11 protein-coding genes are annotated in these 11,894 nt (G+C 68.8%); 5 read left to right on the plus strand and 6 right to left on the minus strand.

Going from position 1 to position 11,894, the window contains the following annotated elements:
• Nucleotides 1–17 precede the first annotated feature (17 nt).
• From ABIB29_RS03980 to ABIB29_RS04000, 5 genes are all read left to right on the plus strand, one after another.
• On the plus strand, nucleotides 18–374 hold the full coding sequence (locus ABIB29_RS03980) for a YraN family protein (RefSeq protein WP_354170217.1): 357 nt from the start codon (nucleotides 18–20) through the stop codon (nucleotides 372–374).
• Nucleotides 375–1,922: a YifB family Mg chelatase-like AAA ATPase gene (locus ABIB29_RS03985; protein ID WP_354170219.1), complete on the plus strand. Its 1,548-nt coding sequence runs from the start codon at nucleotides 375–377 to the stop codon at nucleotides 1,920–1,922.
• 74 nt (nucleotides 1,923–1,996) lie between these two features.
• Entirely contained in the window at nucleotides 1,997–3,187 is a 1,191-nt protein-coding gene (gene dprA / locus ABIB29_RS03990) for a DNA-processing protein DprA (protein ID WP_354170221.1), read from the plus strand.
• A 113-nt stretch (nucleotides 3,188–3,300) separates the two neighbouring features.
• Nucleotides 3,301–4,227 (plus strand): tyrosine recombinase XerC, encoded by a 927-nt coding sequence (locus tag ABIB29_RS03995; protein ID WP_354170223.1) that lies wholly within the window; start codon nucleotides 3,301–3,303, stop codon nucleotides 4,225–4,227.
• A 300-nt stretch (nucleotides 4,228–4,527) separates the two neighbouring features.
• A complete protein-coding gene (locus ABIB29_RS04000; protein WP_354170225.1) occupies nucleotides 4,528–5,031 on the plus strand; it encodes a DUF3145 domain-containing protein in 504 nt (167 codons plus the stop codon).
• Nucleotides 5,032–5,187: 156 nt separating this feature from the next.
• On the opposite strand, the gene fabF is transcribed toward ABIB29_RS04000, so the two are convergent.
• The 6 genes from fabF to ABIB29_RS04030 all read right to left on the minus strand — a co-directional run.
• Nucleotides 5,188–6,423: a beta-ketoacyl-ACP synthase II gene (fabF, locus tag ABIB29_RS04005; RefSeq protein WP_354170227.1), complete on the minus strand. Its 1,236-nt coding sequence runs from the start codon at nucleotides 6,421–6,423 to the stop codon at nucleotides 5,188–5,190.
• 155 nt (nucleotides 6,424–6,578) lie between these two features.
• Complete coding sequence (locus ABIB29_RS04010) at nucleotides 6,579–6,824, minus strand: acyl carrier protein (protein ID WP_090578669.1); 246 nt, start codon at nucleotides 6,822–6,824, stop codon at nucleotides 6,579–6,581.
• Between the two features lie 122 nt (nucleotides 6,825–6,946).
• Entirely contained in the window at nucleotides 6,947–8,008 is a 1,062-nt protein-coding gene (locus ABIB29_RS04015) for a beta-ketoacyl-ACP synthase III (RefSeq protein WP_354170229.1), read from the minus strand.
• Nucleotides 8,005–8,934: an ACP S-malonyltransferase gene (locus tag ABIB29_RS04020; RefSeq protein WP_354170230.1), complete on the minus strand. Its 930-nt coding sequence runs from the start codon at nucleotides 8,932–8,934 to the stop codon at nucleotides 8,005–8,007. Before ABIB29_RS04020 ends, ABIB29_RS04015 begins: the two co-directional genes overlap by 4 nt.
• 87 nt (nucleotides 8,935–9,021) lie before the next feature.
• Entirely contained in the window at nucleotides 9,022–10,266 is a 1,245-nt protein-coding gene (locus ABIB29_RS04025; protein WP_354170232.1) for a PucR family transcriptional regulator, read from the minus strand.
• Between the two features lie 197 nt (nucleotides 10,267–10,463).
• The coding region (locus tag ABIB29_RS04030) for a transketolase-like TK C-terminal-containing protein (RefSeq protein WP_502915539.1) at nucleotides 10,464–11,894 on the minus strand (1,431 nt) is incomplete at its 5' end.

The following is an 11,894-nucleotide window of genomic DNA, read 5'->3' on the forward strand; positions in this document are numbered from 1 at the left end:
CGGCGCACGCTGGTCTTATGAGAGCTAAAGACGTGCTGGGCCGGCGCGGGGAGGAACTCGCCGCCGGTTATCTCAAAGCCCAGGGCATGCGGATCGTGGACCGCAACTGGCGGTGTTCCGAGGGTGAAATCGATATCGTCGCGCTCGACGGCGACACCCTGGTCATCGCCGAGGTGAAGACCCGCAAGTCCCTCGCATACGGGCATCCGTTCGAGGCCGTCGGTGTGGACAAGCTGGCCCGGCTGCACCGGTTGGCCTCCGCCTGGTGCCGCGACCATGAACTCCGTATGCCGCTAAGACGGGTCGATGTGGTCGCAGTGCTCGACGACGGTACCGGTACCCCCGCTGTGGAACACCTCAAAGGGGTGGGGTAGGTGGCACTCGGCCGGACCTATGCGGTAGCCCTTGTCGGGCTGAACGGCTACATTGTCGAAGTGGAGGCCGACATCGGCCAGACCCTGCCGGCGTTCATCATCCTCGGGCTGCCGGACGCTTCGCTCAACGAAGCCAAAGAGCGGATCCGCTCGGCCGCCCAGAACTCCGGAATTCCGCTGAGCCGCCGGAAGATCACCGCCAACCTCATCCCGGCGTCGTTGCCGAAACGCGGCTCCGGCTTCGACCTGGCCATCGCCATGGCCGCCCTGCTGGCCTCGAACGATGTCCGGTCCACCGGCCGGACGGTGTTCATCGCCGAACTGGGACTGGACGGCAGGCTGCGGCCGGTCCGCGGCGTCCTTCCCGCTGTCATGGCCGCAGTGCGGGCAGGCTACGCCGACGTCGTTGTGGCCCAGGCAAACGCCGCCGAGGCCGAACTCGTGCCCGGCGCCCGGGTGCAGGGCTACACCACGCTGGCACGGCTGGCCTTCGATTTCGGCGCCGATCCGCAGGACCTGGCCCTCGACTTCGACCCGGCCCCTGACTCTGGCGAACCGGAGGCCGGAGCCGACCCGCCGTCCTTTGCGCCGCCGGACATGCGCGACGTCTCCGGGCAGGGGGACGCCCGGCGGGCACTGGAAGTCGCCGCCGCCGGCGCCCACCATCTCCTGCTGACGGGTCCTCCGGGCGCGGGAAAGACGATGCTGGCCGAACGGCTGCCCGGACTCCTGCCGGACCTGGGTGACGCCGAGGCCATGGAAGTGACCGCCATCCATTCGCTCTGCTCGCTGACCTCAGCCTCGCTGCAACTCGTGCGCAGGCCGCCGTATGAGAACCCGCATCACACCGCCACCTCCGCGGCGATCATCGGAGGAGGGTCAGGGCTGCCAAGGCCCGGAGCTGCCTCCCGGGCCCACCGCGGAGTGCTGTTCCTTGACGAGGCTCCGGAATACGAGCGCAGGGTCCTGGACGCGCTCCGGCAGCCGCTGGAGAGCGGGGAGCTCGTGCTGCACCGTGCAGCGGGAACAGCGGCGTACCCTGCGCGCTTCCAGCTCGTGCTCGCGGCCAACCCGTGTCCGTGTGGCAAGGCCACGGGCAAGGGCGTCGACTGCATCTGCACCCCGACCATGCGCCGCCGGTATCTGGCCCGGCTGTCCGGGCCGCTGCTGGACCGGGTCGACATCCAGCTGCAGGTGGAACGGGTCTCGCTGGCCGACTTTGGACTACCCGGGGCCGAGGAGGACACCGCCACCATTGCCGCGCGCGTCCACGCTGCACGGCAGCGCCAGCTGAAGCGGCTGCTGCCCTTCGGTATGGAAACCAACGCCCAGGTCCCTGGGCGCGTCCTCCGGGGTGCCTTGCGGCTCAGCACTCCCACCACCCGGATCCTGGACCACGCCCTGGAACGCGGCGTGCTGACAGCCCGCGGCTACGACCGTGTGCTGCGCCTGGCGTGGACCGTGGCCGACCTGGCTCTACGGGACATCCCGGAGCCGGACGACATCGGACTGGCCCTCAATCTTCGGCAGGCAGCAACCGCCGCCTAGCAGAACTCCCCTCCGGGGCCGCCGCGTGCGTGCGGCGCCATCATGCATCGCCATCCTTCGAAAGGAACAACACCATGACAGAGAGCGAACGGACCGCCCGGGCAGCGTTGTCCCGGCTGTTTGAGCCGCAGGACGCTGCAGGCCTCGCGCTCGTTCGTGTCGCCGGGCCGGAGGACGCACTGAAGATCGCCACGGGCCAGCTGGCCGCCGGAGCGGAACTGGAGCGGGAGATCTTCCAGCTGCTGGACGAGAACAGCTCAGGCAGCGGCTGGACTGGCCTGGGGACAGCCCGGCAGCGCTGGGCGCCGAGGGTGCCGGATCTGGCGCCGGCACGGGACCTCGCCACGATGCAACGGCTCGGCGGCCGCTTGATTATCCCTTCGGACGAGCTGTGGCCCCGCCAATTGGCGGACCTCGGACTGCAGGAACCGCTCTGTCTCTGGTGGCGGGGCATCGAGCACGAGCTGCCTGCGCCCGCCCGGTCCGTTGCGCTGGTCGGTTCCAGGGACAGCACCTCCTATGGTGCGTCCGTGGCAGGCGACCTCGCGTATTCGCTGGCACAGCGTGGTTTCACGATCATCTCGGGCGGCGCCTACGGGATCGATGCGCACGCGCACCGGGCAGCCCTCGCCGGCGGCACGGCAGGGAGCATGCCCACCATCGCCGTGATGGCAGGGGGAGTGGACCGTTTCTACCCCTCCGGCAATGAGGATCTGCTGCGGGCAGTCGCGAACCAGGGCGCAGTCCTGGCGGAGGTCCCGCCGGGCTCCGCGCCGACTCGGTACAGGTTCCTGCAGCGCAACCGGCTGATCGCTGCGCTGGCGTCCGTCACGGTCGTTGTGGAAGCCCGCTGGAGATCGGGCGCGCTGAACACGGCCCACCACGCGGAAACGCTGGGCAGAGCCGTCGGCGCAGTGCCGGGGTCGGTGCACAGCGCCAACTCCGCGGGCTGCCACCGGCTGCTCCGGGAAGGAGGCGCGGTCTGCGTCACCGACGCCGGGGAGGTCGCGGAGCTCGCCTCGCCCAGCGGCGAATCGCTGCCCGAGGCCAAGACCGGCCGGGCGGCGGTCCAGGACGGGTTGACCCTGGAAGACCTCATCCTGCTGGACGCCCTGCCGCTGCGGGCCACCACGTCGGTCGAGAAACTCACCACCGTCGCCGGACTATCCGCGGATTCGGTCCGCGCGGGCCTGGGCCGTCTCGGGCTGCTGGGCCTGGCCGAATCGCACCGCGGCGGCTGGAAACGGTCCGGTTCGGCAGGGTGACTGGCGGCCAGCCTCCGGCGGTGGCGGGTGGCGGCAGGTCACAGGCCGGCACCAGACCCGCGGCTCGCCGCCGGGCTCCTTGATCGCCCGGCTATTCCTGCGAGAGTAAGGACGTGTCCACACAGCAGATCCCGGCCGCACTGGCCAAAGCCGCCCAGGGTTTCGGCCGCTACCTGGAAGCGGAACGGGGGCGGTCGGCCCACACGGTGCGCGCGTACCTCGCCGACGTCGGAAGCCTTCTGGAGTATGCGGCCTCCGAAGGGGTGGAAGACCTCGCCGGGCTGGAACTCGGCACCCTGCGGCGCTGGCTGGGCTCGCAAAGCGAAGCGGGGATGTCCCGCGCCACGCTGGCCCGCCGCTCCGCCACCGCCAGGGCCTTCACCGCCTGGGCCATCCGTGAGGAACTCATCGAAACGGACCCCACCCTGCGGCTGAAGGCGCCGAAGCGGGAGAAATCGCTGCCCGGAGTGCTGCACCAGCAACAGGTCCTTCGGCTCGTCGAAGGCACGGAAACGGCGGCCGCCGAGGGCGGGCCCCTGCCGCTGCGGGACCGCGCCATGGTTGAGCTGCTCTACGCCACCGGGGTCCGGGTCGGCGAGCTGGCCGGCCTCGACGTGGACGACCTCGATCCCGACCGCAGAACCCTGCGGGTGCTCGGCAAGGGCAACAAGGAACGCACCGTGCCTTACGGCCTGCCCGCGGCGCTGGCCGTCGACGACTGGCTGCGCCGGGGCCGGCCTGCCCTCGCCACGGAAACCTCCGGCCCGGCACTCTTCCTCGGCGCCCGCGGCAGGCGCGTGGACCAGCGGCAGGTCCGCAGTGTGGTCCACGACCTGCTGGAATCCCTGGGGGACACCGCGGCGACCGGTCCGCACGCCCTGCGGCATTCCGCCGCCACCCACCTGCTCGACGGCGGGGCCGATCTCCGGGCGGTGCAGGAGATCCTGGGCCACAGCAGCCTGGCCACCACCCAGATTTATACCCACGTCTCCGTCGAGAGGCTCCGGCAGAGCTACCAGCAGGCCCATCCGAGGGCCTGACCCCAAAGCCTTGGCCGGGCCGGTCGCCAGTACTGCTTCCATACGTGACGCCGGGCGGCGCGCCGGGAAAGACGCGCCGAATCGCACTGGCGTAATGCGGTGGGGTACGGCACAATAAGACTCACGCCCGGCAACTTTCAAGTGTTGCTTGAAGCTCATGTGCATCACGCCGCACTGATGAACCGGGAAGTAACTTAATAGTCTGGCAGGGACCACCCGCATCACTACGGACCCGCGCAGCAGACAGACATCCAGGCAGAGGTCGTTGGGGAAGACGTACCTACAGCTATGGAGGATGGAATGTCTGTTGCACTGACCCGCGGTGTGTTGTTTGTTCACTCGGCCCCAACTGCCCTGTGTCCCCACGTTGAGTGGGCCATAGGTTCTGTTGTGGACAAGCGGACGGATCTTGAGTGGACTGCTCAGCCAGCAGCGCCCGGAATGTACCGGGCTGAGTTGTCGTGGGCCGGAAATCCGGGCACGGGGGCTCAATTGGCGTCTGCTCTCCGGGGCTGGGCGCACCTGCGCTACGAGGTCACGGAAGAGCCCAGCCAGGGCGTCGACGGCGGCCGCTGGTCGCACACGCCGGAACTCGGCATCTTCCACGCTGTCACAGATGTGCACGGCAACATCATGGTCTCCGAGGACCGCATCCGCTATGCCTATGAATCCGGCGCCGGCGACCCCTCCGCGGTCTACCATGAGCTCTCCCTGGCCCTTGGCGAAGCCTGGGACGAGGAGCTCGAGCCCTTCCGGCACGCCGCCGAAGGCGCTCCGGTGCGCTGGCTCCACCAGGTCGGCTAGAGCCCCGGACAGGCTGGCCCCTGACAGGTCGGAAGGCCGGCCCGGCGGCAACGCAGGGCTACGCCGCAACACACTCCATAGCAGCGCCAAACGACAGATGGCGGCAATGTTCGCGTAGAACATTGCCGCCATCTTGGCGTGGACGGGTGGCCGGAGCTAAACGCTCCGCACCGCGATCACGGCGTTGTGGCCGCCGAAGCCGAAGGAGTTGCTCAGCGCCGAAATGCTGCCGGACGGCAGGTCGCGGGCCGTCGTGACGACGTCGAGCGGGATCTCCGGATCCTGGTTTTCGAGGTTGATGGTCACCGGTGCCTTGCGGTCGTAGATGGCCATGACGGTCAGCACGGCTTCCACGGCACCGGAGGCGCCCAGCAGGTGCCCCATCTGCGACTTGGTGGCGGAGACTGCGACGCTGTCCAGCTGCTTGCCGAGGGCGGCCTTCAGGGCCGCGTACTCGGGCTTGTCGCCGACCGGAGTGGAGGTGGCGTGCGCGTTGACGTGCACCACGTCCTCCGGCTGGATCCGGCCGTCGAACATGGCAGCCTTCAGCGCGCGGGTGGCGCCCAGGCCCTGCGGGTCCGGGGCGGTGATGTGGTACGCGTCGGCGGTGACCGAGGTTCCGGCCAGCTCGGCGTAGATCCGGGCGCCGCGGGCCAGGGCGTGTTCCTCGGCCTCCAGCACCAGGGCACCGGCGCCTTCGCCCATGACGAAACCGTCGCGGCCAAGGTCGTAGGGGCGTGAGGCATGCTCGGGATCATCGTTGCGGCGCGAGAGTGCCTGCATGGAGGCGAACGCGGCGATCGGCATCGGGTGGATGGCGGCTTCGGCGCCTCCGCAGACGACGACGTCGGCCTTGCCGGAGCGGATCAGGTCCAGGCCCATGTGGACGGCCTCGGTGCCGGACGCGCAGGCGGAGACAGGGGTGTGGGCGCCGGCGCGGGCGCCCAGGTCAAGGCTGACCGCGGCAGCCGGGCCGTTGGGCATCAGCATGGGCACAGTCATGGGCAGGACGCGGCGGGGGCCCTTTTCGCGCAGGGTGTCCCAGGCGTCCAGGAGGGTCCAGACGCCGCCGATGCCGGTGGCGAAAGCCACGGCCAGACGGTCGTGGTCGACCTCGGTGATGCCGGCGTCGGCCCAGGCCTCGCGGGAGGCGACCACGGCGAACTGCGTGGACGGGTCCATGCGCTTGGCTTCGACCCGGCTCAGGACCTCGGTCGCGGGATTGGATGCGCGGGCGGCAAAGTGGACGGGCAGCTCGTACTTCGCCACCCAGTCGTCCTCGAGCGTGTGCGCGCCGGAGACGCCCTTCAGCGCGTTCTTCCACATCGTGGGGACATCGCCGCCGATGGGTGTGGTGGCACCCAAACCGGTAATGACTACTTTGCGTGCCATGGGATCACTCTCTGTCGGTGCGCCTGCCGTATCCGGGACTTGGGAAAGCCTGCCGGGGCCTGCGTTTGAAAAACTCTGGGGTGTTGCACTGGATGGTGCTGCAAAGGGCGCGGTCCGGGGGTGCAGTTGCGCCCCCGGACCGGCCGGGCCCGAAATTAGGCCTGTGCGTTGGCGATGAAGCCGACTGCGTCGCCGACGGTCTTGAGGTTCTTGACCTCTTCGTCCGGGATGCGCACGCCGAACTTCTCTTCGGCGTTGACGACGATCGTCATCATCGAGATGGAGTCGATGTCCAGGTCCTCGGTGAAGGACTTGTCCATTTCGACGGCCTCGGTGGCCAGGCCGGTCTCTTCGTTGACGATTTCAGCCAGGCCGGCCAGGATCTCTTCGTTGCTAGCCATGATGGCTCCTTTTCTTGTTATTGCCGTTGGCTGCCGGTGTGCCGGCAGCTTCGGGCGGAAATGGTTCAAACCGAGGGCTCGGTTTGCCGTGGGATTTAAAGGTGGGGGAAAGCGGCGAACGCCTACGGAAGCACGATCACTTGGGCACCGAAGACCAGTCCGGCACCGAAGCCGATCTGCAGTGCAAGTCCGCCGCTGAGCTGCGGGTTTTCCTGCAGCAGGCGGTGGGTGGCCAGGGGGATGGAGGCTGCGGAGGTGTTGCCGGCGTCGGCGATGTCCCGCGCGATGATGACGTGTTCCGGCAGCTTCAGCTTTTTAGCCATCTCGTCGATGATCCGCATGTTCGCCTGGTGCGGGATGAAGGCCGCGAGGTCGTCCGCGCTGATGCCGGCAGCGTCCAGCGCCTGCTGGGCCACCTTGGCCATCTCCCAGACTGCCCAGCGGAACACCGTCTGGCCGTCCTGGCGGAGCGTCGGCCAGAGCGCGGCGTCGGTGACGGCGGCTTCCTGGGCGCTCAGCGCCCCGCCCTGCTTGCCCGCCGTGGCGAGTTCGCGGAGGTCCAGCATGGAGCCGGTCATGCCGATCGCGTCCCACTTGCTGCCGTCCGAGCCCCACACCGACGGGCCGATGCCCGGGGTGTCGGAGGGGCCGATCACAACGGCGCCCGCGCCGTCGCCGAGGAGGAAGGAAATGGTGCGTTCGGTGTTGTCGATGACGTCCGAGAGCTTTTCCGCACCGACCACAAGGACGTAGTCGGCCGCGCCGGAGCGGACCAGCGCGTCGGCCTGGGCGATGCCGTAGCAATACCCGGCGCACGCGGCGGAGATGTCAAAGGCCGGGGCCGGCGTCGCGCCGAGGCGGTCGGCGAGGCTCGCGGCGGCGGACGGTGTCGCGTAGGGGTGCGTCACGGTGGAGACGATGACGGCGCCGAGCTGGGAAGCCTCGATGCCGGCCTTCTGCAGGGCCTCGCGGGCAGCGCCCTCGGCCATGTCGATCACGCTGATGTCGGCGGGGGCACGGTGCCGGGTGATGATGCCGGTGCGCTGGCGGATCCACTCGTCGGAGGAGTCGATCCACTGGCAGACGTCATCGTTGGTGACGATCACGTCGGGCCGGTAGGCGCCGACTCCCATGATGCGGGTGTTCTCGTGCAGGGGGGCCTGCTTCAACGTGGGAACGCTCATGCCTGTCCTTCCAGTTCTGCGAATAGGGCCAGGGCGGCGGACAGGTCGTCCGGGGTCTTGACGGTTACGGTCTTCACGCCCGGCATGCCGCGCTTGGCGAGTCCGGCAAGCGTCCCGGCCGGAGCCAGTTCAATCACGCCGGTCACGCCGCGCTTCACGAGGGTATCCATGCAGAGGTCCCAGCGGACCGGGCGGGAAACCTGGGCGATCAGGCTCTCGACGGCGGCGGCACCATCGGTGACCTCTGCGCCGTCGAAGTTGGAGAGCAGGGGGACCTGCGGGTTCCGCGGGTGCAGCGTGGGCCGGAGGGACCGCAGCGCCGCGACGGCCGGGGACATGTGCTGGGTGTGGAACGCGCCGGCGACCTTCAGCGGGATGACCCGGGCCTTGGCCGGCGGGTTCCCGGCGAGGGCCTTGAGCTGGTCCAGGGTTCCGGCCGCGACGGTCTGACCGGCGCCGTTGACGTTGGCTGCCGTGGCGCCGCAGGCCTCGATCGCGGCCAGGACCTCGGCCGGGTCGCCGCCGACAACGGCGCTCATCCCGGTGGGAGTGGCCGCAGCGGCTGCCGCCATGCTGTTGGCGCGTTCGCGGACGAAGGTCATGGCTTCGGTTTCAGTCAGTACACCGGCCAGGGCTGAGGCAGTGATTTCCCCGACGGAGTGGCCGGCAAGGATGACGGGCAGGGTGCCGAGTTCGACGTCGAACAGGGACTTAGCGGCCACCAGTCCGGCCGCAACGATCAGCGGCTGCGCAACGGCGGTGTCCTTGATGGTCTCCTCATCGGAGGTGGTTCCGTGGGCGGTGAGGTCGATCCCGGCGATTTCGCTGAGGGAGGCCAGGTGGCCTGCGACAGGCGGCAGTTCCAGCCAGGGGGCGAGAAAACCAGGGGTCTGGGAGCCCTGTCCAGGGCAGACGATTGCAAGCACGTATCCAGCTTTCCAAACTACGGCGAGATTATCGGTGCATTCATGCACCAAGCTCACAGGGTCACTTTGTAGGAAGTCTACAACTTCTCAGGGGCTATTCCGCGAAGGCTGCCGCTCCGTGGCGGGCTTCGGCGGGGCCGCAAGCCGGCCCACCACGAGGGCCGTCTGCAGCACAAAGGCCTCCCGCGGCAACAGCGGATCCCAGCCCGTGACGTCACAGACGCGCTTGAGCCGGTACCGCACGGTGTTGGCGTGGACGAAGAGTTCGCGGGCCGTGGCCTCGAGCGAATGACCCAGCTCAAGGTAGGTGCCCAGGGTCTCCACCAGCCCGTTGGAGGCCGCGAGCAGGGGCCGGTAGATGTTCTTGACGAGGGAGCGGCGGGCTGCGTCGTCACCGGAAATCACCCGCTCCGGCAGGAGGTCATCGGCGGCGACCGGGCGCGGCGCGGCCGGCCAGGCGCGGGCTGCGGTCAGCCCCGCGAACGCGGACTGGGCCGAGCCGCTGGCCTCCGGCAGCGAACCCGCTTCGGCGCCGTAGACCACCGGGCCCGGAGCGAAGAGTTCGGCCAGCTTCAGGTAGGCGGTTTCGCGGTCATGGAGCCCGCCGAGGATAAGGATGAGCCGGTCGCCCTGGATCCCGACGAGGGCGTCTTCGGCGAAGCGCCCGGCGGTGCGGCGCAGCTCGCTGACGTAGCTGGCGTTCGGTTCCGACGGCGAATTGCCCACCATGACGGTGAAGCGCTCCTGTGCCTTCCAGCCGAGGGCGGCGATCCGGGACCGCAGGGCGTCGGTGTTTTCGCCGCGCAGGATGGCGTCCACAATGAGCGCCTCCAGCCGGGTGTCCCACGATCCGCGGGTTTCGGCAGCACGGGCGTACACATCGGCGGCGGCGAAAGCCACCTCTCGGGAGTACCGCAGCACCGCCTCGCGCAGCGCGCCCTGGTCCGCCTCCGGTGCGATCACGGGCACCTGGTCCTCCACCACTTCCACGACGATCCGGATCAGCTGGAGGGCCTTTTGCAGGCTGATGGAGCGGGTGAGTTCGGTCGGCGCCGTGCCGAAAACGTCGGACAGGATCCACGACGGCGAGCTGGGGCGCTCGTACCAGGTGACGAAGGCGGCGATGCCATTCTGGGCCACCATGCCCAGGGCCGAGCGCTCGTCGGAGTTCAGCCGGCTGTACCACGGCAAGGATTTCTCGAGCTGGCGCAGCGTCGTCGTGGAAAGCTGCCCAACGCTCGCCCGGAGCTTCTTGAGCGTCTCGACCTTCTCCGGAGGCATCGCCCTCGAGGCGGGCTTGCGTTTTGCGGGAGTGGTGATCGGCTCGGCCATGCATCGAGCATACGGGGCCTGCCGCCCAAGCTCCATTTGTGCAAAGGCTACAAGGCGTCTTGTGCTGGGTCACAGCGCTTGACCGCATGCGGCCCTGTAGCCTGACCGGGTGCCGCACCGGAACGGCAGCGGGGATTAAACGCCGACGGCGGCCCCCGCCTTTCGGTGGGGACCGCCGTCGGTGGCGCCGGGTGACTCTAGGAGTCGCCGCCTGCGTTGCCGGTGGTGCCGGCATTGACGTTGTGCAGGCGGTACTTCTCGATCGCCTGGGCCGGAGCCTGGGCATCGACCTCGCCGCGGCGGGCCAGCATCTGCAGCGAACGGACAACCACGGAGTGGATGTCGTTCTTGAAGAAGCGGCGGGCAGCGGCGCGGGTGTCGGAGAAGCCAAAGCCGTCAGCACCGAGCGAGGCGAACTCGTTCGGCAGGAACTGGCGGATCTGGTCCGGGACGGCCTTCATGTAGTCGGTCACGGCCACGATCGGACCGGTGGCACCGGCGAGCTGTTCGGTGACGAAGGGTACGCGTGCGGGCTGGCCGGGGTTGAGGAACGCTTCTTCCTCAGCGGCCATGGCGTCGCGGCGCAGTTCGGTCCAGGACGTCACGGACCAGACGTCGGCGGAGACGCCCCAGTCCTCGGCGAGGACCCGCTGGGCCTCCAGGGCCCAGGGGACGGACACACCGGAGGCAAGGATCTGCGTGCGCGGGCCGTCAATCTTGGCCGGCGCCAGCAGGTAGATGCCCTTGATGATGCCCTCGACGTCGAGTTCCGCCGGTGCTGCCGGCTGGGAGATCGGCTCGTTGTAGACGGTGATGTAGTACATCACGTTCCGCGACGGGTCGTTGTCCGCCGGGCCGGGACCATACATGCGGTTGAGGCCGTCGCGCATGATGACGCCGATCTCATAGCCGTAGGCCGGGTCGTACGTGACGACGGCGGGGTTGGTGGCGGCCAGGATGGGGGAGTGGCCGTCGGCGTGCTGCAGGCCTTCACCGGTCAGGGTGGTGCGGCCGGCGGTGGCGCCGATGATGAACCCGCGGGTCATCTGGTCCGCGGCGGCCCAGAAGGAGTCGCCCGTGCGCTGGAAACCGAACATCGAGTAGAAGACGTAGATCGGGATCAGCGGTTCGCCGTGCGTGGAGTAGGACGTGCCCGCGGCGGTGAACGCGGCCACCGAACCGGCCTCGTTGATGCCGGCGTGCACGATCTGGCCGGAGATGGACTCCTTGTACGCCAGGACGAGCTCGCGGTCCACGGACAGGTAGTTCTGGCCGTTCGGGTTGTAGATCTTCGCCGTCGGGAAGAACGCGTCCATGCCGAAGGTGCGGGCTTCGTCCGGGATGATCGGAACGATCCGCTGGCCGAATTCCTTGTCCCGCATGAGGTCTTTGAGCAGGCGGACGAAGGCCATGGTGGTGGCGGCCAGCTGCTTGCCGGAGCCGCGGTTCGCGACTTCGTAGACCTTGTCACCCGGGAGGGTGACGTCGGTGTGCTTGGAACGGCGTTCGGGGACGAAGCCGCCGAGGGCGCTTCGGCGTTCCATGAGGTACTGGATCTCGGGGGAGTCCATGCCGGGGTGGTAGTACGGGGGCCGGTAGAGGTCGCCTTCGAGCTGGTCGTCGGTGAT

Origin of the sequence: Arthrobacter sp. UYEF36 (genome assembly GCF_040547025.1) — a bacterium.
Classification (GTDB): domain Bacteria; phylum Actinomycetota; class Actinomycetes; order Actinomycetales; family Micrococcaceae; genus Arthrobacter.

Bases quoted from the DNA above. Each gene is read 5' to 3' on its own strand.
- ABIB29_RS03980 (WP_354170217.1), top strand. From the start codon at position 18: ATGAGAGCTAAAGACGTGCTGGGCCGGCGCGGGGAGGAACTCGCCGCC.
- dprA (WP_354170221.1), top strand. From the start codon at position 1,997: ATGACAGAGAGCGAACGGACCGCCCGGGCAGCGTTGTCCCGGCTGTTT.
- ABIB29_RS04000 (WP_354170225.1), top strand. From the start codon at position 4,528: ATGTCTGTTGCACTGACCCGCGGTGTGTTGTTTGTTCACTCGGCCCCA.
- fabF (WP_354170227.1), bottom strand. From the start codon at position 6,423: ATGGCACGCAAAGTAGTCATTACCGGTTTGGGTGCCACCACACCCATC.
- ABIB29_RS04010 (WP_090578669.1), bottom strand. From the start codon at position 6,824: ATGGCTAGCAACGAAGAGATCCTGGCCGGCCTGGCTGAAATCGTCAAC.
- ABIB29_RS04015 (WP_354170229.1), bottom strand. From the start codon at position 8,008: ATGAGCGTTCCCACGTTGAAGCAGGCCCCCCTGCACGAGAACACCCGC.
- ABIB29_RS04025 (WP_354170232.1), bottom strand. From the start codon at position 10,266: ATGGCCGAGCCGATCACCACTCCCGCAAAACGCAAGCCCGCCTCGAGG.